This is a genomic window from Nitrincola sp., from assembly GCF_048264025.1.
Taxonomy (GTDB): domain Bacteria; phylum Pseudomonadota; class Gammaproteobacteria; order Pseudomonadales; family Balneatricaceae; genus Nitrincola.
In genome coordinates this window covers 24,905-47,138 of the sequence record NZ_JBLXDN010000008.1, presented here as the reverse complement: position 1 = coordinate 47,138, position 22,234 = coordinate 24,905, and the positions used below count along the sequence as shown (strand labels likewise).

Here is a 22,234-nt window from a genome sequence, read left to right as displayed (position 1 = left end):
GCGCAGCAGTATACCGAATGCGGCTAGTTCATCCAAATAGCCTGGACTCAATCATGTTCAGCAAGCACAGCCGGATCCAGTAGTTTTTCGAGTTCTGCACGGCTGATATCAGTCATTTCTACTGCTACATCAATGACCTTGCGATTGCTTGCGTAAGCCGCTTTAGCAATTTCAGCCGCCAGTTCATAACCGATTACCGGATTCAATGCGGTGACCAGTATTGGATTACGTACCAGCGCTTCCTCTATATGGCGCTCGTTGACACTGAAACCGGCAATGGCTTTGTCCGCCAGTGCCAAAGCGGCGTTGGCCAGCAGTTCCTGGCTTTGTAACAGGTTATAGGCAATCAGCGGCAGCATGGTATTGAGCTGGAAGTTACCGCGCTGAGCACAGAAGGTGATACTGGCGTCATTGCCGTTGATCTGGGCCACCGCCATGATAACGGCTTCCGGAATAACCGGGTTCACCTTGCCAGGCATGATCGATGAACCTGGCTGCAGTGCCGGTAAAGCAATTTCGCCCAGTCCGGAAAAGGGCCCTGAATTCATCCAACGCAGATCTTCGGCAATTTTTAGTAAAGCGGTTGCACACGCCTTGATTTGACCAGAGAGAGCCTGCGCTGTGTCCTGGCAGGCCTGCGCGGCAAAATGACTGTCTGGTGGAGTCAAGCGGTAGGTTGTTCGATTACTCAGGTGGGTACAAAAGCGTCTGGAAAATCCCCGTGGTGCATTCAGTCCACTGCCGATAGCGGTGCCCCCCTGGGGTAATTTCATCAGATCAGAACGCATCGATTCTAAACGCTGTTCAGCCTGACGTATCTGGCTGCCCCAGGCACGGACTTCATCTTCCATGCGCATGGGGACGGCATCCATCAGATGGGTGCGGCCGGTTTTGATAATCTCGGAGACTTCCACCGCTTTGCGACTGCAACGGGTGCGCAGGTGTTCCAGAGCTGGCAGCAGGGTCTTATCCAACTGTATCAGTGCACTTAAATGAATTGCTGAGGGAATCACATCATTGGAGCTCTGACTCAGGTTGATGTGGTCATTGGGGTGCAGTGTCAGACCCGCATCCTGTTGCACCAGTGAGGCCAATACCTCATTCATATTCATGTTGGTGCTGGTACCGGAGCCTGTCTGAAACACATCTACCGGAAAGTGTTTGCGGTAATGCCCTTTCTGTATTTTTTCACAGGCCTTGATGATGGCGAGTGCCTCTTCTTTAGACAATACACCCAGTTCAGCATTGGTTTGTGCAGCTGCGGCTTTGATTTGTGCCAGTGCCGAGATAAATGCCACAGGCATTCTCAGTGGGCTAAAGGTAAAATTTTCAACCGCTCTTTGTGTTTGAGCGCCGTAAAGTGCATCTTCGGGGACTTGAACTTCACCCATACTGTCTTTTTCAGTTCGGTAGGCTTTCATGCTTGGCGTTCCTGTGAAGAGTGTCTCTGTGTTGTGTCCGGATGATTTTGATTTGCCGGATCACCTTTGCTCTCAAGTATACTAAGCATAGCCGGAACCACCAGTAAAATCAGTACGCTGCCATAGGCCAGGCCAAATACGATCGAGGTTGCCATGGGAATCAAAAACTGCGCTTGCACTGAGGTTTCGAATAATATTGGCGCCAATCCGGCAATGGTTGTCAGGGTGGTCAGCAATACCGCACGAAGGCGTTGGCAAGCCGCTTCTTCAATAGCCTGGTAAACGGCAATACCCTGTTCACGCAGTTTTTTGTAAAAGCTGACGAGTACGATGGTGTCATTGATAACGATGCCTGACAAGCCAAACAGGCCAAAAAGCGACAGCACTGTCAGGCTTTGAGCGGTGATGAAATGCCCAAGTATCGCGCCGGTCAAGCCCAGCGGGATGGTTAACATGACGATCACCGGCCAGCTATAAGAGGCAAAGACCCAAGCCAGAATAATATAGATTAAAGCCAAACCCAACATGAGCCCTGTACGCATATCAGCCAGTGTTTCCTGCTGGTCACGGCTTTTACCTTCAAAACTGGCTTCGACACCATGCTGCATCAGCAGATCCGGTAAAATGCGTGTATTCAGGTCGGCGAGTATGTCGTTGGCATTGGCACGTTGCTCGTCCAGGTCAGCAGATACATTCAAGGCGAGTTGACCATTGATCCGCTGCACCGAATCCAGACCCTGACGCGCTGTCAGATCCACCAGATTACCTAGCAGGCTGGTTGATCCATCTGGCAGAATGATTGGCAATTGCTCGATGGCTGCCAACTGATTTCGACTTGCATCGGCTAGTGATACCCGGACTTCGATTTCATCCTGCCCTTCGTAGAAAGACTGGATCCTGAGGCCATCAAAAGCCACCCTTAGCTGGCGTCCGAGCGTTTCCAGCTGCAGCCCTGCTGCATGTCCCTGAGCATTGAGCGAGTAGATCAACTGTGAGGTACCAAAGGGCAGATCATCATCAATGTTGGATAAGCCCGGATAGGCTCGCAAGGCATCTTGAACCGCCAGTGAGGCCTGTTTGAGTCGATCGGTATTTGTTCCAGTGAGTTTGATCTCGATGGGCTTGCCAGGTGGTCCCCCTTGACTGATGTTGATGCTGAATTTTTCAATACCCGCTGGTAGCTGTATCGCTTGACGCCATTGCTGAATAAACGCTTGATTACTGATGTTGCGGTCATCTGCTGTGGTTAACTCAACATGCAGCGAGGCATATTCATCCCCGAGAAAATTCCCGCGACCCGTGCGTGGGAAATAGGCTATACCCTGTTGTTGCAAGCTGAGTTTCAGCACTTTCTCATCCAGATCGCTATCGGTTTGTCGCAGTGTTGTGTCCAACTGTTGTAAAAAAGTATTAATACGTGCGGTGTCTGTCCCTGCAGCGAACTGTACATTGGCGGTGAGAATGTCCTGTTCAACACTGGGAAAGAAATTAAACTTTAATTGTCCGCCTGCCAGTAAACCGGCACTGAGAATTAACAAGCCAGCGGCGCTGGCCAGTACGACCCAAGGGTAGCGTACGGCAAACCTGACACGCTGACGAAATACCTGGTTTTTGAACTGATCAAAGGCTTTGTCGAGTCGGATACGCAAGGCGGAGGGCTTGAGGTCTGCAGCACGGTGCAGGCTGTGATGCAGGTGTCCTGGCAGAATGAGAAAACACTCAATCAAAGACGCAATAATGACGCAGATGACCACCAGCGGAATATCGATGAGGATATTACCGATTATGCCACCGACCATGAGCAGGGGTAAAAAGGCGGCGATAGTGGTCAAGGAAGACGCAATGACCGGTGCCTGCATGCGGTGTGCTCCGCCAATAGCCGCCTGAAGCCCCGGCTCGCCTTGTTGCAAATGTGTCAAGGTATCCTCACCTACAACGATGGCGTCATCTACAATAATGCCCAAGGCCATGATCAATGCAAATAGTGACATCATGTTGATGGAACCACCAATTCCGTAGAGGATACCCAGGGTGGCCAGGAAAGACACAGGAATACCAACCATCACCCAAAACGCGACCCGGGCATTCAGAAACAGAAACAAGATCATTACCAGCAGCAGTAAGCCGGTCAAACCATTTTTAATCAATAAACCTATGCGATCACTGATCAACTGCCAGCGTTCATTAAAGACCACCAACTCAACGCCGTCCGGCAGACGCCCTCGTGTGGTTTCCAGCCAGTTGTTTAATATGCGCGCCGCCTGCAGACTATCTTCAGACTCGGTGCGCTTCAGGCTGAATCGAATCGCCGGTTGGCCTTCATAGCTGAGCAGTACCTGGCCATCGCGGATGCGTCGCTTAACCTGGGCAATATCATCAATACGAATCAGCTGTCCTGGCGGGGTGTTGTTAAGCGGTAGCTGACGAAAGCCTTCTACATCTCGTTGTTGACTCAGACTGCGCAGCTGTCTGGCACCCTCATCGCGTGCCGCTGTGCCAGCGGGCAAATCGATGCTGCTCAGACGTATATCAGCCGCCAGCTCAGTCAAAGTCATACCCAGTTTATGCAGCTCAGCGGGTTGCACCAGTATGGCAATTTCTTCTTCTGCCAGCCCGGTGAAATCGATCTTGCGAATGCCCAGATCAAGCAGTTCCTGTTCAAGCTGGCGAGTCAGGGTGCGCAGCTCATCTAGGCTGGCTTGTGAACTGGTCAGGATAACATCGGCAATCTCTTCATAACGTAGTGTTTTTTGCACCAGTGGCTCTTCTATATCAGTTGGCAGTCGGCTGCGAACACTGTCCAGCCGCTGTTTCACCTCACTGAGGGCATAGTCCACATCACTGCCATCATCCAGTTCGATACGGATAGAGGCCGATCCTAACCGCGCTGTGGCAAAAATCTGGTGAATATTATCAACACTGCGCAACTCATCTTCTATGGGAACCAGAACAGAGGTGGCAATATCCTCAGCGCTGGCACCGCTCCAGATGACTTGCAGGGTGATAGTATCGAGAGAAAAACTGGGAAAAAACTGGGTGTTGAGTTTATTGAGTCCATAAATACCTGACAGGATCATCAGTGCCATCAGCAGGTTGGCTGCTACTCTGTGACCGGCAAACACGCGGATCAGTTGCTTTAATGGACCTTCGTGAATACTCATGGAGTGTTGCTTCCAGCGTTTGTAACCTGCCTGACAGGCAGGCCGCTGATGGCATTGGGTAGCTGGGTGGTCAGTACCCAGTCGCCTGGTTGTAGTGCTTCGCTGTGTATCAGTATTTCGCTGTCTTGCTGGGTACCCGGACGTGATCCCAATCGGACTATATGGACAGCTTCAAGCTGGTCATTAACCAGGCGGTAGACACGATCATTGCCATACAGTGCCTGAGGTGGCAGGGCCACCACCTGGCTCACCGAAGGGAGTTGCAGTGTGAGCGTCACCTGACGGCCAGGCTCCGGCAGCCACGGGGCGTCTTGAAAACGAAAATAGGCTTCAATGCCGATGCGGCTGTTGTGGCTGTCGGCTGCTAAGCGATCGAGATACAGGGTGAATTCCTGGCCGTCTACCTGAGTGCGTGCCAGGATAGTTTGCTCTTGGGTTTCCAGTTGCTGCCGAAAACGGGTCAGGCTAGAGGATGGCAGCAAGGCTTTTACTTCCAGGTTGCTCAGGTCATACAGGCTCAGTATCGGCTCCCCGGGCCGCAGGCGTTCACCTACACTGGCCAGTCTCTCTGCCACACGCCCAGTGAAGGGGGCGCGGATCTCCGTGCGGCTCAGGTCCTGCTCAGCCTGGTCCTTCAGTGCTTCACTGCGCGCTAGCTCGGCTTCAGTCTGGCGTAAACGATTCGGGTGGTCAGCCAGTGCCATGCGTCGGGAGTTGACTGCGAGTGCTTGTTGCTGAAGAGCCGTTCGAGCTGTGTCTAACTGTTCTTGACTGCTCAGATTGCGTTGACTCAGGTCTTCTAACCTACGCAGTTTGCGTTGTTGGATCTGCAGCAGCTCCTCATCCAGTTCGAGAGCCTGACGATCGGCATCATTACGGACATGTTCGGCGTCAATGCGGGCTTGAGCGGCCTCGTAATCAGCTTGACGCTGACGAAGTTGTAATAACAGATCCGTCTTGTCGAGGCTGGCGAGTAAGGTATTTTCACTGACACGCTGACCTTCATTAACAGTTAATTCGACCAGCTCTGCAGTCACTGCACTGGTTAGTGTCGCAAGCCCGTGACTGGTTATTTGTCCAAATATTTCTGTTTCAGCCTGAGCTGTAATCCATTCCACCTGTTGTGCCTGAACATTCCAGCGCTGTATCTCTGGTGTGATAAACGGGGTTTCTGCTCTATTCATCTTAAGCCCATAAAAACCGACCATAGCGAGAGCAATAATAGATAGTGGCAATATCCAGATAAAACGATGTGTTGCACGAGGTGGCTGAGAAGACGAAGCCATGGCCGTGTAAATCCTTTGTATAAGTGATAGCTGATATGGTGACAGGCTGTGGTCATGTGGGCAAGTGCTATAAAAAAATGCAGTTGATTTGGTTTTTACATCCAGCTTGCTGGATAATGAAGCCTAATTACTTTTAAGGCGAATGGATCATGAGTGTATTGATTGACTGGCCATCGAGTCATTTATGTCTGACAGAGCTGGAAAGACAAGCGGCAAGTAGTGCCGTTGAGTCGGCATTTGCATCGGCGCTTGAAAACCTTCGAGTGGATATTGGCTTTCGCGATATGGTCGAACAGTTGTACGTGCCTATGGGAGCCTGGGTTGCCCAGCAGCAGAGTGACAAGAATAAACCACTGGTGGTTGGTATCAACGGCGCACAGGGCGCGGGTAAATCAACCCTGTTTAATCTGCTGGAGGTCACTCTGAGCGAGGGCTTTGGCTTGCGGGTGGTGGGATTTTCCATCGATGATTTGTATAAAACCCGTGCTAAGCGCTCGGAACTGGCTGAGCAGGTACACCCACTGTTACAAACTCGCGGCGTGCCGGGTACGCATGATGTTGAGCTAGGCATCGAAATTCTCGAGTCGCTGCTACACGCGAATGATACCACTGTGACACGTATCCCCGTATTTGATAAATCCATTGATGATCGCTGTCCTGACTATGTCTGGCAGGAATGGATTGGCCGTGCCGATATCATTGTGCTTGAGGGGTGGTGTGTAGGGGCTAAACCACAACCGGATGAGGCCTTGTCTGAACCAGTTAATCAGTTAGAGCGTGACGAAGATGCTCAGGGAGTCTGGCGACGCTATGCTAATGAGCAGCTTAAGTCCCGCTATGCTGAGCTTTTTTCGCGGCTTGATCTGTTGATTATGTTGCAGGTACCCAGTATGCAAGCCGTGTTTGAGTGGCGTTCGTTACAGGAGAAAAAACTGGCGGAGCGGGTGCAATACGTTCACGATCAGCAGCAGCCGACAGATCATCTGCGCATTATGAATGAGCGGCAGATAGTGCGCTTTATCCAGCATTACGAACGTCTGACGCGTGCCATGCTGGAACAGATGCCGTTAGTGGCTGATCTGGTGTTGAAACTCAATCAAAATCATAAAATTGAACAGATTGTGATTAATCGCACCAATGTTGATTAAATCGGAAAAAGTGCTGATGTGGCAATACTGAACACGGCCTTGTTAATGCCGCGGTTAGTCTTGTCCGAAATAACGCGGGCCATCATATCCTGATGGGCGATCAGTTTGCCAAATAAGCGCTCAAAACTGAGGTTGTATATTCCATCCTCACTTAGCCCATTGGTGAGGATAAATGGCTCGCCCCTGGCATTCAGGCGATTGCTCAGTCGCCAGACAATAATTTCCACGTTACGTGCGCTGTCATAGAGACGTTGTTGATCGAGGTCATCAAGCAGGAAAAACTCGTCTTTAAAATTGTAAGCGCCGTGGAACATGCCTGTCAGTCCGACCATCAGCGCAAAGACTCGATCCCCTTCGAAGTCGGGATCAAATACCAGCGGTATAGCATCAATACCGTAGCGATTGTAAAGTTCAGGATGGCTATATATCCGTGGTGAATCAAAAAGCTGTTTTTCGCGCATTGCCAGTGAGGTGCCTGCAGGCCCCTTAAGAAGTTCGCGAGGGTTGCGTTGGTAGAGTTTTACCGTCAATTCGCGCAACAAGCTGGTTATTTCTTCTACATGTGCATCAGCGACTAGATCAATATCAGATTTGACCAGATTTTTCAGTTGAAATGGCCGATCATTTGGCTGGTGGCCAGCACAGCTTGCCAAAAGTGTCAGTATCAACATCAGAATCACAACGTGCAGTATTCGCAAACCTTGTTCCTTTCACTGGTGAAAATCTAATCATCTAAACAAACCCTGAGGTCGATCATATATCCCCAGTGTCGTTTTTAGCTATAGTATCCCCAGTATAACAACCGGAGAAACCCAATGAGTCAAGATACATCAGACCTCAGGTCACTGAGGCGTGAATATGAGGTCGGGGACCTGAATCGGGATGACTTGAATACCGATCCAGTGCAGCAATTTGCCATTTGGTTTGAGCAGGCGTTGGCAGAGTATGCTGATGAAGCCACCGCGATGACCTTGGCTACGGCTGATGCAGAGGGTATGCCATCTGCCCGTATTGTTTTATTAAAACAGTATGATAGCAAAGGTTTTACCTGGTTTACGGATTACCGTAGCGAAAAAGGTCAGCAGTTAGCGATTAATCCTCAGGCTGAGCTTTTGTTTTACTGGCCCGCGCAGTCTCGCCAGATCAGAGTGCGTGGACAAGTTCAGAAATTGTCGGCTATCGAGGGTCAGGCCTATTTCAGTCAACGACCAGCCGGCAGCCGGCTCAGTGCCGCCGTATCTTGTCAAAGTCAGCCGATAGCATCTCGTGAGCTATTGGAGGCGGCTATTGAGGAGCTTAAACAGCAGCATCCTGATGGCAATGTTGCCTGCCCGCCAACCTGGGGTGGTTATCTACTCAAGCCGCAACGTTTTGAGTTCTGGCAAGGACGCCCCAGTCGCCTGCATGACCGTTTCAGTTATCGGCTTCAAGATGATGGCAGCTGGGTAATAGAGCGCCTGCAGCCCTGATTTTTCTCTTTATGCTGTAACCAAGGTTTCCTGTAGTTCTATCTAGAGTTCTATCTAGCAGCTCAGGAAACCTTTTCCCGCCATTGCAACTCCCCTATCTGCACATTTAGCCAATCGAACCCTATGCGCTTTGCTACGGCCGCTGCGCCGTCCAGGCTTTTGAACTCGCGTTCTGTATTTGATCGTTGCAGGTTCAGCGTGATGATTTCCTGATCACGAGTCACGAACTTTAGCGTCCAGCCGCGAGACATGGAAATCGGTATCGCCTGGCAGGATTCAAATACTCCAGCTTTGAAAAGCAATCTTATTTCCTTCTCTTGCATGATCATATCCTCTTTAAGATCTATCGTTAAGCTGTTAATGAATAGTATATATCCATTAATGATATATCGCAAATTATTTTAGAATAAATTACAGATGTAAGTAATTGAAAAACAACAATAAAAATTGTTTTTATGGGTTTTTTTATTAATGAGGTTTCGTTTCGCTTAAGTAATTGAAATATAAGTATTAATTTGCGCTAATCTGGAGTGGTTTTTTAGTCTTTTTGGCTATATAAATTCGTTTTAGAGTAATCAAAAATATATTTTGATTATTTAAAAATATTTAATTGATTTTTCGGAAATCCATAAGGAGTAATTGGTTGGCGTGAGGGGGCAGTGAGTTGGGGCGGTGCTGATTGAGCCACAAAGGGGATAGTTCGAGCGGTAAGAAAGGGAAGGTTGGGCAATAAAGTCGGGTAGGGTAAGCCAGGGCTATTTGTTGGGAAATGCCCTGGCGAGTCTATTTATCAATCGGCTTGTTTAGCGTTCAGGCGCATTTTAAGTGCCTGTTCGATAGCATCGAGTTTTTTCTGGGTTGCGACAACGCCTGCATCGGAATCATCAAGTTCTGGTGAGAATTTGATCATATCCAACACTTCAACCATGAAGGCTTCCTCATTCATTTTGATAACTTCGTCAGCAGTCCAGCGGTTAAAGCGATTAGCCATGTGAATCTCCTTTTTAATTTAACGGCGATCTACTTAGAGTTTAGTGGGAAGGTGGTCAGGATTACCAGCACAGAAACGCAAATACTACCTCGCTGAGATAGATGCCCTTGCGACCGGAAGAAAAGTTGAGCTGGGTCAATATTCCATAATAAATAAGCGGGTAATCTAGTCGCAGTTAACCGTTAAGAGGTGATGACATGTTCGGAATAGATATCCACAGTATGGAAGTGCTGATCCCTAGTATGATCGGTATCATAGGTATTACGGCTGTAATGGTTTGGGCCGGCATAAAAATGCGCGCCCTGATGAACGAAGACCAAAAGAAGTAAAGCTGCCGACAAGAGTCGAGTAAACAGCTGTCGAGTGAGTTGCTTGTTTATCAGAACCAGTGCCCGGTAAAAAACCTGCTGACTTAAAGCCAGCAGGTTTTTTTATGTACAGGATGTACGGGCAGAAAATTGCTCCTGCATTTTCTGCATACGCGCCATCCTTGGCGCTATATGCCGCGGACTCTAAGGGTTTATACGGGCAAGCTGTTCCTGTCTTTTCTGTATACTCGCCGTCCCTGGCGCGATATGCATTGGTCCGGATTAGATTGCAGCAATGGTGCTGTGCTGTTCTTCCAGACGGGCGTAGGCTGATTGCATTTCTGCCAGCTTGGCGCGCTCTTTCTCGACTACGTCAGCCGGTGCCTTGCTGACAAAACCCTGGTTGGACAGCTTGCCATCCAGTCGGCTGATTTCCTTGTTGAGTTTTTCCAGCTCTTTACTCAGACGGCTCAGCTCGGCCTCTTTGTCAATGATGCCGGCCATGGGCACCAGTATTTCCATCTGGCCGACCAGGGCTGTGGCTGACATAGGTGCTTCCTGCTGGCTATCCAGTAGTTCAATCTGCTCCAATTTAGCCAGTTTGGTCAGTAGCGGCCGCGTTGCTTCGAGGCGACGTTGATCTTCAGTTGAGGCATTACCCAGCCATACTGGAATCGCTTTGCCGGGAGACAGGTTCATTTCACCGCGAATGTTACGAATAGCCAGCATCACTGCTTTCAGCCATTCGATGTCGGCACTGGCCTGGGCGTCAATTTTGTGGTCTTCGGCAAGCGGGTAGGCTTGCAGCATAATCGTGTCGCCCTGTTTTCCGGCAAGCGGTGCAACGCGTTGCCAGATCTCTTCGGTAATATAGGGCATCAGCGGGTGAGCTAAACGCAAAATAGCTTCCAGTACTCTGACCAGGGTGCGGCGCGTACCGCGTAAGCGTTCAGCAGGGGCGGCTTCATCCCAAAGCACTGGCTTGGACAGTTCCAGATACCAGTCGCAGTATTCATTCCAGACAAATTCATACAGGGTGCTGGCGACCAGGTCGAAGCGGTATTCGGCAAAGTGTTTGGCAATTTGCGCTTCGGTTTCCTGCAGGCGAGAAATGATCCAGCGATCCGGCAGGGTGAGTTCCACTGTTTCTCCCTGGATGCCGCAGTCCTGTTCTTCGGTATTCATCAGCACATAACGAGCCGCGTTCCAGAGTTTGTTACAGAAGTTGCGATAACCTTCCATGCGCTGCATATCAAACTTGATATCGCGGCCGGTTGAGGCCAGTGACAAAAAGGTGAAGCGCAGTGCATCCGTACCATAAGCCGCAATACCTTCCGGAAAGTGTTTGCGGGTCTGGTCTTCGATTTTTTTAGCCAGCTGTGGCTGCATCATGTTACCGGTGCGTTTGGCCACCAGGGTTTCCAGGTCGATGCCATCGATCAAATCCAGCGGGTCGAGTACGTTACCTTTGGACTTGGACATTTTTTGTCCATCCTGATCACGCACCAGGCCATGCACATAGACCTGTTTGAAGGGGACTTCGCCGGTGAACTTGAGGGTGAACATGATCATTCTGGCAACCCAGAAGAAGATGATATCAAAACCGGTTACCAGGGCACTGCTGGGATGGAAGGTGTTCAGTTCCGGGGTGTTCTCCGGCCAGCCCAGAGTACCAAAGGTCCAGAGTCCTGAGGAGAACCAGGTATCCAGCACATCATCGTCCTGTTTCAGTGGCAGGTCATGGCTGAGTTGGTATTTGTCCCGTGCTTCGGCTTCGTTACGTGCGACATAGACATTGCCGCAGTCGTCATACCAGGCCGGAATGCGGTGACCCCACCAGAGTTGGCGAGAAATGCACCAGTCCTGCAGGTCACGCATCCAGGCAAAATACATGTTTTCATACTGTTTGGGGACGAATTCAATGTCGCCATTTTCCACCGCGGCAATGGCCGGTTTTGCCAGCTCTTCAACGGCCACAAACCACTGGTCGGTGAGCAGGGGCTCAATGACGACACCTGAGCGATCGCCATAGGGCACTTTCAGGGCATGCGCATCAATTTTTTCCAGCAGATCGGCAGATTCAAATTCGCTGATAATCAGTTTGCGCGCATCAAAGCGGTCCAGTCCCTGATACTGTTCCGGCAGACGATCATCCAGTTCGGTATTTTCACTGCTGTCAGTGTTGAAGACCTCGGCCCGCTGCAATACCGCACCGTTGTGATCGAAGATGTTGATCATGGATAGCTGATGGCGTTTGCCGACTTCGTAGTCGTTAAAGTCATGTGCCGGAGTGATCTTCACACAACCACTGCCAAACTCGGCATCGACATAATCATCGGCAATGATTGGTATGCGGCGACCGACTAAGGGTAATTCGACATACTGACCAATCAGGGAGGTGTAGCGTTTGTCGTTCGGGTTCACCGCAACCGCCGTATCACCGAGCATGGTTTCGGGTCGTGTGGTGGCTACAATAAGGTAGTCTTTACCATCGCTGGTTTTAGCACCGTCGGCAAGCGGGTAGCGGAAATGCCACAGGTGACCACTTTGATCCTTGTTTTCCACTTCCAGATCAGAGATGGCGGTGTGCAGTTTGCAGTCCCAGTTGACCAGGCGCTTACCACGATAAATCAGCTTGTCATCATATAGGCGTACAAAGACTTCCTGCACCGCTTTGTAAAAACCCTCATCCATGGTGAAGCGCTCACGGCTCCAATCCAAAGACGCACCCATACGACGCAGCTGGCGAGTAATCGTACCGCCGGATTCTTCTTTCCATTCCCAGATCTTGTCGATAAACGCCTCGCGACCCAGATCGTGGCGGGTTTTACCTTCTTCGGCCGCAACTTTGCGCTCAACCAACATCTGAGTGGCAATACCCGCGTGGTCTGTACCTGCTTGCCAGAGGGTGTTTTTACCCAGCATGCGCTGATGGCGGATCAGGCTGTCCATGATGGTGTCCTGGAAAGCATGCCCCATGTGTAAACTGCCGGTGACATTAGGTGGCGGGATCATGATGCTGTAGGCATCACCCTGACCTGAGGGTTTAAAATAACCACTCTGTTCCCACTTGTCGTACCAGGTGTTCTCAATTTCATGTGGCTGATAGGTTTTATCCATGCTCATCTCAGTAGTTAACATTCGGGGCTGGGAGGAAGGCGTAAGGTTATAACGCAGTACTTCCGCAAAAATGCGTCATTATAACGGCTGTAGCAGACAGGTTGTAGGCTTGTCGCTTAGATAGTTGGGAGTTGCCAGGAATGAAAAAATAATGCTGCCTATCTAGCACAGATGTAAAGCTCTCTGCTAACCTGTTATAAGATCTGAATAAAAATAACTAATTTCTACTATCCGGAGAGTCGATATGATCTCGCCACCTGCTAAAAGTCTGGGGCTGTCTTTCGGTAAAAAACTCACGCTGATGATTTTGGGTATTGTCTTAATGGCGGTACTCATCGTTGCGGGTGTGATTTTCAGTCAGTATTACCGTTCCCATACACAAATGATTATTAATCAACTGGATGGTCAGGGCCAACGTTACGCGCAATCATTTACCGACTGGTTGGAAGCACGTCAGCAAGAAATGCTCTATCTAGCAAGCCTGGATCCCTTGGCCAATGCCGATGAAGCCGCCGTGAATCACCTGCTGACGCAAATTGCCGATGCCCAGGGCGTATATGACACGCTGTTTCTTGTTAGTCCCGAAGGCAGGGGGCTCGCTGGGGTTGCTTTTGAAAGTGGCCGAGCCAGGGCTATGCCGTTTAGTGAAGCGCAGGCGTTCAATGTTCCGGATCGCTCCTGGTTTCAACAAGCGATCAGTGGAAAAGATGTGTTTTCGCAGCCGGTGATCTCCCGAGCAACTGGTAATCAGGTGAGTACAGTGGCTTCTCCCGTATATCAGGGTGATCGTATCGTTGGTGTTATGCGCGGAGCCGTGACACTGAGTACTTTGATAGAGCGAATTCGTGCGTTGAATGATGATCCCAATACCGATATTTTCCTCATCAGCAGTGACGGCATGGCGCTGACGCCAACCCGTTCAGTGAGTAACCCAGAACAGGCGATTACCTCGGACGCTGCGAAGGCTATCGCGGCGATGGAGTCGGGTTCAGGGCGTTATGATAATGCGGCTGGGGTGCCTGTGGTGGGTAGTTATATACCCATACCCTTGCTGGGTTGGGGATTGGTGCTGGAGCAGACTGAGAAAAATGCTATGGCGCCCGTGTATAGAACCATTTGGACTCTGTTGTTGATATTGGCGGCGATTCTGATTCTGGCGCTGCTGACGGGAATGGCAATTGTTCGGAGTGTCACCCGTACTCTCGGAGGCGACCCAGCCTATGCGGCGGCTGTAGTCGGCGATGTGGCTGATGGCGATTTAACCCGTGAAGTGGAAGTGTCAAAAGGGGCTGGCGCCAGTCTGCTGGGTTCCATTGAACAGATGCGGGTGAAATTGCGTGGCACGATTGAGCGGATTAAAGTGAACTCGGAAACTCTGGCCTCGGCAGCAACCGAGCTGAGTCAGATTAGTCAGCAAACAGACTCAGGTGTTCGTCAGCAGTCAACTCAGCTTGAGAATGCCGCCACGGCAATAAATGAAATGTCGGCTACGGTTGAAGAAGTCGCTCGCAATGCGCAAATGGCAGCTGATCATACGATTGAAGCCAGTAATCGGGCTGAGGCCGGAAGCCAGGTCGTGGCATCAGCGGCTTCATCAATGCAGGCCTTATCTAAAGATATATCTGATGCCGCTGAAGTGATTCGTGAGCTGAAAAATGACAGCGACCTGATCGGTCAGGTGTTGCAGGTTATTCGAGATGTGGCCAATCAGACCAACCTGCTGGCACTAAATGCCTCTATCGAAGCGGCGCGGGCCGGTGATAGTGGGCGTGGGTTTGCTGTCGTGGCTGATGAAGTGAGAAATCTTGCTCGCCGTACAGAAGAATCCACCAATGAGATACAGCAGGTGATTGATCAGTTGCAAGGTCGTTCAGAAAGCGCCGTTAAGGCGATCTCTCAGAGTGTGGAAAAAACCCATGCTACTCTGGAGCTTGCTGACCATGCCAATACCGCTTTGAATGATATTTTGAATGTGGTCAGTTCTGCTCACGACATGATTCAGCATATAGCCACAGCGACGGAAGAGCAGTCTGCGGTGGCTAAAGAGATTAATCAAAACATCCATCTGATTAAGGATGTTGCCGATCAGTCTGCTACTCATGTGGGAGAGTCGACCGAGGCGACAAACTCCCTGTCGATGCTGGCGGAGCAGCTTCGAGAGGAGATGAACCGGTTTCGGGTGTAATACTACTTGCGCATATCCGTTCGGTGCATCTCGTACCCTAGCTCACGGCAGCGGCTGTAGTTCTGGCGTGAACTTGTTAGCAGTTCTGGAGCCTGAACCACCACGTCGGCAATGCGTTCAAACTCAAAGGCCAATTCAGGCAGCAAGCCGGCGGCATTGAGAAACAGCTGTCGGTGTTCCGGTAGTTGATCGCCATGACCTAGGCTGATGGGGGCTGTTGGTGTGTTGCCGATCAGGTGATGAGGCAGGAAACTGTCATCCCGAAAGGACCAGAGCAGTCGATCAAGGCTTTCAGCTTTTGCCTGATGGTCGGTGTGTATATAGACCATCAGCCCTTGTTGCAGGGCTTTCTGGCAAACCCGACAGATGAAGACAGCACGGCTGTCTTCATCGGCTTGAGGCAAAATATAGAAATCAGCACGTCGGGACATCAGTGATGTGCTTCCTCGTTAACCTCAACAGCTTCGGCCTGATCAATCAAATACTGGCAGAGTAAGGATACACAACGGCCCGTGGAGCCTTTTTCTTTACCGTTGCTGTTCCAGGCAACCCCGGCGATATCCAGGTGAGCCCAAGGATAGGCTTTGGCGAAGCGTGACAGGAAGCAGGCCGCCGTAATGGTGCCAGCTGAGCGGCCGCCGATGTTAGCTATATCCGCAAAGTTGGAATCCAGCAGTTCCTGATACTCATCCCAAAGCGGCAATGGCCAGGCGCGGTCAGCGGCAAAGTCACCGGCTTGCTGCAGGGCGCCAGCCAGTTCTTCATTGTTGGACAGCAGGCCTGTGGCATGGTGGCCTAGTGCAATAATGCAGGCACCCGTCAGGGTGGCTACGTCTATGACGCTGGCCGGCTTAAAGCGTTCTGCATAGGTCAGTGCATCGCAAAGTACCAGTCGGCCTTCGGCATCGGTATTCAGAATTTCTACTGTCTGGCCTGACATGGTGGTAACAACATCACCGGGTTTGGTGGCTTGACTACCTGGCATATTCTCGGCGGCGGCGACAATCACGACGAGGTTAATCGGCAGTTGCATTTCTGCCGCCGCTTCGATGGTACCCAGAACGCTGGCGGCACCACACATATCAAACTTCATTTCATCCATGCCTGCGCCTGGTTTCAGGCTGATACCACCGGTATCGAAGGTAATGCCCTTGCCAACCAGAACGTGAGGGGCATCAGTGTCTTTGCCACCCTGGTATTCGATGACAATCAGTTTGGATGGCTGGGCACTGCCGCGACCGACTGAAAGCAGACTATGCATCCCCAGCTTTTCCATCTTCTCTTCATTAAGAATTTTAACTTTCAGGCTGTCAAATTCTTCGCCCAATGCTTTGGCTTTTTCGGCTAAATAAGTAGGCGTGCAAATATTGCCGGGCAGGTTGCCCAGTTCACGAGCGCTACTGATACCGTTAGCGATGGCAACACCATCCAGTAATGCACTCTCGCCTAATTCGGCGTCTTCATCGTGGAGATGAATAACATACTGCTCCAGCGATACCGGGTCGGCTTTTTTGCTCTTGGTGCTGTCGTATTGATAAAAGTCGGCCGAGGTCCATTCGGTGAACAGGCGAGTCTGACGATAGGTGTCAGGGTGATCGCTGGCCAGGCCATCGAGTGCGATAGCGACAGATTTCAGTTTCAGTTTGCCCAGCGTCTGGTTGATGCCTTTGACCAGTTTGCGGTAATGGCGATCTTTGCGCTCATCGGCTTTGCCTAAACCTGCGACCAGCACCCGTGCAGCAGTGATGCCAGTCAGGTTGTGCAGCATCAACAGTTCACCTGCTTTACCCGTCAGGTCACCGCTATTAATCAAAGCTTGAATAGCACCACCTGTACATTGATCAATCAGTGTGGCTGTCGGCGTCAGGACGCCCTCTGCTTCGATGCCGATTACCAGACAGTCAGTGGAGAGAGTTTCTGGGGTGTCGCTGATAATTTCAAAAAACATGTTGGCTCCAGAGAAGACATTCAAAAGCGATTGATAGATAATGCCACTATAAACTATTTCCATCGTTCGAAACCATGTTCGCGACCAGGATTCTGCGTTGATCATATTCCGTTACATCACCCGTGAGGTGTTAGTCAGTACGCTTGCTGTGACTGCCGTGCTGATGCTTATCATCACCAGCGCTCGCTTAATTAAATACCTGTCTGATGCTGCAGCAGGCAAATTAGAGGCGGGGGCCGTCTTTCTTGTGCTGCTTTATCACATGCCGGGGTTTCTTGAATTGCTCTTGCCTCTGGGGCTGTTTCTGGGCATTTTACTGGCGTTGGGTCGCTTGTGCCTCGATAGTGAAATGGTGGTATTACAGGCTACGGGCTTCAGTGGTAATCGCTTGTTGAGCTATGTGTTTGGCTCTGCATTGGTTGTTTCCTTACTGGTACTGCTTTTGAGTGCCTGGGTAGCGCCACTTGGATTGAATAAAGCTGATCAGTTGCTGGCCGCCCAGGATGCGCGCAGTGAACTTGATTTGGTGACACCAGGACGTTTTTTGTCCCAGTCATCGGGTCAGGTTACTTACGCCGAAGCGATGGTGGGTGAGCAGTTGAAGCAGGTGTTTATCTCCCAGCGTGGCGAAGATGGACGCCCTAATATTCTGATCGCGGAGTCGGCTGAACGACGTTTGTTGCCAGAAGCACGTCAGCGCTTTTTGGTGCTGTTGAACGGTTATCGCTTTGATGGTCGACCTGGTGAAGCGGATATGAGCCGTATTCGCTACAGTGAATACGGGGTGCAACTGGATGAGCCCGAGTTGGCCGATGAGATCAGGGAAGTGGATGCAAAGCCCACCTCTATGCTACTGGCATCCTCGGAGCAGCGAGACCTGGCGGCCTTACACTGGCGTTTTTCGCTGCCGGTTTTAGTGCTGGTAGTAACCCTGTTAGCCGTGCCACTCAGTTACACTAATCCACGCCAGGGGCGCTTTGCCAAACTGATTCCATCGGTCCTTCTGTATTTGGGCTATATGGCTTTGCTTACCACGGCTCGTTCGCAGGTTGAATCAGGAGGGTCGCCCGCCGTCCTCTGGCTTGTGCATCTGGTGTTTGTGTTTGTGGCAGCAAACTTCCTCTATTTAGGGCGTTACTGGCGCCAGCTGTTCGGCTACCTTGTGCCGCTAAAACGCTTGATACCTGGGAGAAAAGCGCTATGAAGGTGCTGGATCAGTATATTTTCAAGCTGGTTGCACAGTCAGTACTGGCGGTGCTTTTAGTTGTTCTTGGGTTAGATCTGCTGATCGCTTTCCTCGATCAGATGGATAACATGAATGAGCACTACACCCTGGCGGGTGCATTTCACTATGTGGCTTGGACTTCACCGAGACGTCTGTATGAGTATATTCCCTTGGGAACCTTGGTTGGGGTGATGATTGGTTTGGGAATGTTGGCTTCTCAAAGTGAGCTGACAGTGATGCGGGCGGCTGGCATTTCCACTGGTCGTATTCTGCTGACGGTATTCAAGCCTGTGATGCTGATGGCCGCGGTGGGGTTGCTGTTGGGACAGTTTATTGCGCCAATCACAGAGCAACGTGCTCAGAGTGTTCGTGCTGTGGCGATGGCAGGTGGAGGCTCTTATTCAGATGATGGTGTCTGGCATAAAGAGGGCAATACCTTTATTTTCATCAATGCGGTAGAAAGCGGGGAAATTATACACGGCGTTACGCGCTATGAGTTTGCGGCTGACCTGCAACTCCAGCGTAGCAGTTTTGCTCAGCGTGGCACCTATGAAGAGGGCGCCTGGAATCTGAGTAATGTTAGTGAAACTCGCCTTCATGATGCACATACTGAAACCGCGACCTTGGCGCAAGAGCGTTGGCAAAGCGGTTTGACCCCTGATTTGTTGTCAATCGTGGTGGTCGAACCAGTCGATCTGTCTATTACCGGGCTTTGGGACTATGCCCGTTATTTGCAGGGGCAGGGTGTAAATGCTGATGTTTATTTTCTGGCGTTCTGGGCCAAACTGTTACAGCCTTTGTCGATTGCCGCTCTGGTGTTGGCAGGGATTTCTTTTGTGTTCGGGCCGTTAAGAAGTGTGCCTATAGGGCAGCGAATTGTGTCGGGCGTGATTCTGGGGCTGGTATTCAAGTTTGCCCAGGATCTGCTGGGCCCTGCCAGCAGTGTCTATGGTTTTCCACCATTATTAGCCACGCTGTTACCTACTTTGTTATGTGGACTAGGTGGTTGGTATCTGCTTCGACGAGCCGGTTAATTGCGTCTCAGTCATCCTTCCTGGGTACTTTAGGCAGTTGTACTATGCAGGTTTCAGACAGTTTGTCATGCCAGGCGAGTTTTTCATCGCTGAATAAAATCCATAAATATCCCAGTCCAAGTGGGATAATAGAGATGATTGCCAGCATGAAGCGTATTAGTGCGCGGTTCCAGCTAAGGCGGTAGCCATCCAGTGTCTGCACTCTTAAACGCCAGGCCTGCATGCCCAGCGTCTGTCCAAGGCGGGTCCAGAAAAAACCAAAGAACAGAAAAGTAATGCAAAATAGCACGGTTTTGAGCATCGGCCCTTCCACAGCTTCGCCATCATTTAGCGCGACGGCCACAAAACCGGTAACCACCCAGATTGCTAAAATCAGCATGAAGTCGTATAGCATGGCCATAAGACGTTTAATTAAAGAAGCTGGGCGGGTCTCTGGGTAGTCAGTGCGGAAGGTACGTTGAACCGGGCTGTTCATGGAGTATTTTCCTGATTACTTTGAGGGCTGTTTGACATGCGACCTTGCCGTTGGTCTGCAAGGTCGCTGTCAGAGGATTATTGATTGATGTAACGAGCTTTGTAGCGTTCAGCCAGTTGTTTCGCCGTTTCTATTTCATCACTGTCCAGTTTGAGCAGCAAGCGTTCAGCAATAGGGCGGGCGGTTTGGTCACCTAGTTCGGCGGCATTTTGTAACCAGGCATAAGCGATGATATCGCTGCTGTAGCTGGTGTCACTGCCATGGTCGGTCGCATAAAGCGTTCCCAGGAAGAACAGTGAGTTGGTATAGCCTCGGTCAGCCGCTTGACGATACCAGTCTTCTGCCACTTCATAGTCCTGCTCTACTCCCGTGCCAAAGTTGTAGCTACGGCCTAGGTTGTGCCAGGCGGAAACCTCACCCTGGTCGGCCGCAAGCTGATACCAATTGAAGGCGGCCAGTTTGTCGCGTTCAACACCCTGGCCAAACTCAAACATTTCTCCAATTCGGTTTTGTGCTTCGCTGTTTCCGGCTTCAGCCAAGGGTAATAATTGGTTGTACTCTACGGCAAACGCTTTGTTCTGCAATGCGCGTAAGCTGGTAACACTCTCCATGTGGCCCTGGTTGGCACCGATACGGTAGAGGCGAGCAGCCTCTTCTTCATCGGCATCAACACCCCAGCCATTTTCATACATCTGTCCTAGCAGGTTGTTGGCATCCAGGTCGCCATCTCTGGCTATAAGCTGGAGTTGCTCAAGAGCCACTGCGTAGTTCTGAGATTCAATGGCGCTTCTGGCATCCTGAAGTGTGGCCGCACTGACGGACCCCATGTGCAGAGTCAGCATAAGTCCTGCCACTGCAATGAAAGTTGATTTTTTCATTCAAAGTAAACCTTTCGTCTTTACCGGGATAAATAGCAAATAGCCTTAACCACCGGGATAAGGCCTTCTCAGAAGCAGCAAATGCCTGCCGGATTAATGGCAGGATGGAACAGTTTTTCTAGTTGTCGCGAATATTAGCAAAAAAATAGACAGTCAGCACTCCAGATGCTTGATCAGTGTCAGTCTTTTCGTTCTGTGCTCAGCAGTTCTATCATATAACCATCAGGATCCCGCACAAACGCGAGAATGCTGTTGCCGTGTTTCATTGGACCAGCTTCCCTGACAACTTCACCACCTTTGCTTTTGATATGATCACAGGCGGCATACACATCATCCACTTCTATGGCAATGTGGCCATAGCCTTCTCCCAGATTATACCCATCTGTGTCCCAATTATGTGTTAACTCCAGCGCAGTATTGCTGCTTTCATCGCCGTAGCCAACAAATGCCAGGGTGAAACGACCTTCAGGGTAGTCTTTCTGACGCAATAGCTGCATGCCAAGAATATCGGTGTAAAATTGCAGAGATTTATCCAGATTTCCGACACGTAACATGGTATGTAATAGGCGCATGGTTAACTCCTGCTGCGGATAATTCAATGTAAACTGGGATCATGGAACTTGTTATGGGTTCCTGATCAGCATGAAAAAAAGTTGGAATAGCGTTAAACTGTAACACAGAGTGAAAGCATTTTTTTGCTAAGGAGAATAACTATGTTTCAGGATATGACAAAACAGATGACTGAGTCGATGGAGCCTTTTAAAGATCTGGTGAATATTCAGACCCGAATGCTGGAAGATCTGACACGCCATCAGCTGGAATGTACCAAAGCCTGTCTTGAGGCCACTATGCAGCAGACGTCTGAGTTGCAGAAGTGTAAAACCCCGGTTGATTTGATCGAACTGCAACAGGCGTATGCCAAAGAGCTGGAGCAAACTCTGCGTGCCGCTAATGATCAGAATATGAAAGCGCTGAGTGATGCACGCCGTTCCATGGAAAAGCTGGCGCGCAGTTCTGTTAATAAGGCGACTGATACCCTGTGATGCAGACGACAGAAGCACCGATTGGAATTTTTTATGCCAGCACCACCGGTAATACTGAACTGGTGGCAGAAAAGATAGTCATTATGCTTGCTGGTCGTGCACATTTGCATGATATTGCATCTGAAGGACTGGCGGCTATGCCAGCATACAAGCAGATGATCATGGGTATTCCCACCTGGGATTTTGGTGAGCTCCAGGAGGATTGGGCCGTGCTCTGGGATGCACTGGGGCAGATGGATCTCAACGGGGTTCAGGTGGCGCTGTTTGGTCTGGGTGACCAGATAGGTTATGGCGAGTGGTTCCAGGATGCCATGGGAGCACTTCACGACCTGTTGCGTGATTCCGGCGCTCAGATGCTCGGTTATTGGCCAGTGGATGGCTATGATTTCGAGGCGTCAAAAGCCTTGACTGAAGACGGACTGCAATTTGTAGGTTTGGCATTGGATGAAGATGGCCAGTCAGGGCAGACGGACGAGCGGCTGGAAAAATGGTTGGCTGAGGTTTGCATCGCTTTTCAAGCAGGCTAAACTGAATTGTGTATA

At 50.5% G+C, this 22,234-nt stretch carries 19 protein-coding genes; 7 read left to right on the top strand and 12 right to left on the bottom strand.

The window, feature by feature from the left end:
• Positions 1-47 precede the first annotated feature (47 nt).
• Genes ACN0R1_RS08030 through ACN0R1_RS08020 form a run of 3 tightly spaced genes read right to left on the bottom strand, consistent with a single transcriptional unit; the run spans position 48 to position 5,868 of the window.
• Complete coding sequence (locus ACN0R1_RS08030; protein ID WP_417581680.1) at positions 48-1,421, bottom strand: class II fumarate hydratase; 1,374 nt, start codon at positions 1,419-1,421, stop codon at positions 48-50.
• Positions 1,418-4,582, bottom strand: a complete 3,165-nt coding sequence (locus tag ACN0R1_RS08025; protein ID WP_417581678.1) for an efflux RND transporter permease subunit — start codon at positions 4,580-4,582, stop codon at positions 1,418-1,420. Before ACN0R1_RS08025 ends, ACN0R1_RS08030 begins: the two co-directional genes overlap by 4 nt.
• Positions 4,579-5,868, bottom strand: coding sequence for an efflux RND transporter periplasmic adaptor subunit (locus tag ACN0R1_RS08020; RefSeq protein WP_417581676.1), 1,290 nt, complete (start codon positions 5,866-5,868; stop codon positions 4,579-4,581). Before ACN0R1_RS08020 ends, ACN0R1_RS08025 begins: the two co-directional genes overlap by 4 nt.
• Before the next feature lie 149 nt (positions 5,869-6,017).
• Here ACN0R1_RS08020 and ACN0R1_RS08015 point away from each other — a divergent pair, with 149 nt between their 5' ends.
• Positions 6,018-7,016: a hypothetical protein gene (locus ACN0R1_RS08015; protein WP_417581674.1), complete on the top strand. Its 999-nt coding sequence runs from the start codon at positions 6,018-6,020 to the stop codon at positions 7,014-7,016.
• Here the strand turns inward: ACN0R1_RS08015 and ACN0R1_RS08010 are convergent.
• Complete coding sequence (locus ACN0R1_RS08010) at positions 7,013-7,714, bottom strand: hypothetical protein (protein ID WP_417581672.1); 702 nt, start codon at positions 7,712-7,714, stop codon at positions 7,013-7,015. The two genes, ACN0R1_RS08015 and ACN0R1_RS08010, sit on opposite strands and share 4 nt — an antisense overlap.
• A gap of 117 nt (positions 7,715-7,831) precedes the next feature.
• Here ACN0R1_RS08010 and pdxH point away from each other — a divergent pair, with 117 nt between their 5' ends.
• The gene (pdxH, locus tag ACN0R1_RS08005) at positions 7,832-8,485 is read left to right on the top strand and encodes a pyridoxamine 5'-phosphate oxidase (RefSeq protein ID WP_417581670.1); all 654 of its coding nucleotides are present in this window, start codon (positions 7,832-7,834) and stop codon (positions 8,483-8,485) included.
• Between the two features lie 62 nt (positions 8,486-8,547).
• On the opposite strand, the gene ACN0R1_RS08000 is transcribed toward pdxH, so the two are convergent.
• From ACN0R1_RS08000 to ACN0R1_RS07990, 3 genes are all read right to left on the bottom strand, one after another.
• Positions 8,548-8,808 (bottom strand): hypothetical protein, encoded by a 261-nt coding sequence (locus ACN0R1_RS08000; protein WP_417581668.1) that lies wholly within the window; start codon positions 8,806-8,808, stop codon positions 8,548-8,550.
• A 467-nt stretch (positions 8,809-9,275) separates the two neighbouring features.
• Positions 9,276-9,476, bottom strand: coding sequence for a hypothetical protein (locus tag ACN0R1_RS07995; protein ID WP_417581666.1), 201 nt, complete (start codon positions 9,474-9,476; stop codon positions 9,276-9,278).
• Between the two features lie 590 nt (positions 9,477-10,066).
• Positions 10,067-12,904, bottom strand: coding sequence for a valine--tRNA ligase (locus ACN0R1_RS07990; RefSeq protein ID WP_417581664.1), 2,838 nt, complete (start codon positions 12,902-12,904; stop codon positions 10,067-10,069).
• Positions 12,905-13,148: 244 nt separating this feature from the next.
• On the opposite strand from ACN0R1_RS07990, the gene ACN0R1_RS07985 reads away from it, so the two are divergent.
• On the top strand, positions 13,149-15,089 hold the full coding sequence (locus ACN0R1_RS07985; RefSeq protein WP_417581662.1) for a methyl-accepting chemotaxis protein: 1,941 nt from the start codon (positions 13,149-13,151) through the stop codon (positions 15,087-15,089).
• Between the two features lie 2 nt (positions 15,090-15,091).
• Here ACN0R1_RS07985 and ACN0R1_RS07980 read toward each other — a convergent pair whose 3' ends face one another.
• Positions 15,092-15,520, bottom strand: a complete 429-nt coding sequence (locus tag ACN0R1_RS07980) for a DNA polymerase III subunit chi (protein WP_417581660.1) — start codon at positions 15,518-15,520, stop codon at positions 15,092-15,094.
• Positions 15,520-17,037: a leucyl aminopeptidase gene (locus tag ACN0R1_RS07975; RefSeq protein ID WP_417581658.1), complete on the bottom strand. Its 1,518-nt coding sequence runs from the start codon at positions 17,035-17,037 to the stop codon at positions 15,520-15,522. The genes ACN0R1_RS07980 and ACN0R1_RS07975 overlap by 1 nt, the downstream gene beginning before the upstream one ends.
• Positions 17,038-17,134: 97 nt before the next feature.
• On the opposite strand from ACN0R1_RS07975, the gene lptF reads away from it, so the two are divergent.
• Positions 17,135-18,241 carry an LPS export ABC transporter permease LptF gene (gene lptF / locus ACN0R1_RS07970; protein ID WP_417581656.1) on the top strand — a complete coding sequence of 369 codons (1,107 nt, stop codon included), beginning with the start codon at positions 17,135-17,137 and terminating at the stop codon, positions 18,239-18,241.
• Positions 18,238-19,296: an LPS export ABC transporter permease LptG gene (lptG, locus tag ACN0R1_RS07965; protein ID WP_417581654.1), complete on the top strand. Its 1,059-nt coding sequence runs from the start codon at positions 18,238-18,240 to the stop codon at positions 19,294-19,296. The genes lptF and lptG overlap by 4 nt, the downstream gene beginning before the upstream one ends.
• Positions 19,297-19,303: 7 nt before the next feature.
• Here the strand turns inward: lptG and ACN0R1_RS07960 are convergent, their stop codons facing one another.
• From ACN0R1_RS07960 to gloA, 3 genes are all read right to left on the bottom strand, one after another.
• Positions 19,304-19,771 carry an RDD family protein gene (locus ACN0R1_RS07960; protein WP_417581652.1) on the bottom strand — a complete coding sequence of 156 codons (468 nt, stop codon included), beginning with the start codon at positions 19,769-19,771 and terminating at the stop codon, positions 19,304-19,306.
• 77 nt (positions 19,772-19,848) lie between these two features.
• Complete coding sequence (locus ACN0R1_RS07955; RefSeq protein WP_417581650.1) at positions 19,849-20,649, bottom strand: tetratricopeptide repeat protein; 801 nt, start codon at positions 20,647-20,649, stop codon at positions 19,849-19,851.
• Positions 20,650-20,828: 179 nt separating this feature from the next.
• Positions 20,829-21,221, bottom strand: a complete 393-nt coding sequence (gloA, locus tag ACN0R1_RS07950) for a lactoylglutathione lyase (RefSeq protein ID WP_417581648.1) — start codon at positions 21,219-21,221, stop codon at positions 20,829-20,831.
• A 141-nt stretch (positions 21,222-21,362) separates the two neighbouring features.
• Here gloA and ACN0R1_RS07945 point away from each other — a divergent pair, with 141 nt between their 5' ends.
• Positions 21,363-21,692, top strand: a complete 330-nt coding sequence (locus tag ACN0R1_RS07945; RefSeq protein WP_417581646.1) for a phasin family protein — start codon at positions 21,363-21,365, stop codon at positions 21,690-21,692.
• The gene (gene fldB / locus ACN0R1_RS07940; protein ID WP_417581644.1) at positions 21,692-22,219 is read left to right on the top strand and encodes a flavodoxin FldB; all 528 of its coding nucleotides are present in this window, start codon (positions 21,692-21,694) and stop codon (positions 22,217-22,219) included. Before ACN0R1_RS07945 ends, fldB begins: the two co-directional genes overlap by 1 nt.
• Positions 22,220-22,234: the final 15 nt, after the last annotated feature.

Bases quoted from the DNA above. Each gene is read 5' to 3' on its own strand.
- ACN0R1_RS08030 (WP_417581680.1), bottom strand. From the start codon at position 1,421: ATGAAAGCCTACCGAACTGAAAAAGACAGTATGGGTGAAGTTCAAGTC.
- ACN0R1_RS08025 (WP_417581678.1), bottom strand. From the start codon at position 4,582: ATGAGTATTCACGAAGGTCCATTAAAGCAACTGATCCGCGTGTTTGCC.
- ACN0R1_RS08020 (WP_417581676.1), bottom strand. From the start codon at position 5,868: ATGGCTTCGTCTTCTCAGCCACCTCGTGCAACACATCGTTTTATCTGG.
- ACN0R1_RS08015 (WP_417581674.1), top strand. From the start codon at position 6,018: ATGAGTGTATTGATTGACTGGCCATCGAGTCATTTATGTCTGACAGAG.
- pdxH (WP_417581670.1), top strand. From the start codon at position 7,832: ATGAGTCAAGATACATCAGACCTCAGGTCACTGAGGCGTGAATATGAG.
- ACN0R1_RS08000 (WP_417581668.1), bottom strand. From the start codon at position 8,808: ATGCAAGAGAAGGAAATAAGATTGCTTTTCAAAGCTGGAGTATTTGAA.
- ACN0R1_RS07995 (WP_417581666.1), bottom strand. From the start codon at position 9,476: ATGGCTAATCGCTTTAACCGCTGGACTGCTGACGAAGTTATCAAAATG.
- ACN0R1_RS07990 (WP_417581664.1), bottom strand. From the start codon at position 12,904: ATGGATAAAACCTATCAGCCACATGAAATTGAGAACACCTGGTACGAC.
- ACN0R1_RS07985 (WP_417581662.1), top strand. From the start codon at position 13,149: ATGATCTCGCCACCTGCTAAAAGTCTGGGGCTGTCTTTCGGTAAAAAA.
- ACN0R1_RS07980 (WP_417581660.1), bottom strand. From the start codon at position 15,520: ATGTCCCGACGTGCTGATTTCTATATTTTGCCTCAAGCCGATGAAGAC.
- ACN0R1_RS07975 (WP_417581658.1), bottom strand. From the start codon at position 17,037: ATGTTTTTTGAAATTATCAGCGACACCCCAGAAACTCTCTCCACTGAC.
- lptG (WP_417581654.1), top strand. From the start codon at position 18,238: ATGAAGGTGCTGGATCAGTATATTTTCAAGCTGGTTGCACAGTCAGTA.
- ACN0R1_RS07960 (WP_417581652.1), bottom strand. From the start codon at position 19,771: ATGAACAGCCCGGTTCAACGTACCTTCCGCACTGACTACCCAGAGACC.
- ACN0R1_RS07955 (WP_417581650.1), bottom strand. From the start codon at position 20,649: ATGAAAAAATCAACTTTCATTGCAGTGGCAGGACTTATGCTGACTCTG.
- gloA (WP_417581648.1), bottom strand. From the start codon at position 21,221: ATGCGCCTATTACATACCATGTTACGTGTCGGAAATCTGGATAAATCT.
- ACN0R1_RS07945 (WP_417581646.1), top strand. From the start codon at position 21,363: ATGTTTCAGGATATGACAAAACAGATGACTGAGTCGATGGAGCCTTTT.
- fldB (WP_417581644.1), top strand. From the start codon at position 21,692: ATGCAGACGACAGAAGCACCGATTGGAATTTTTTATGCCAGCACCACC.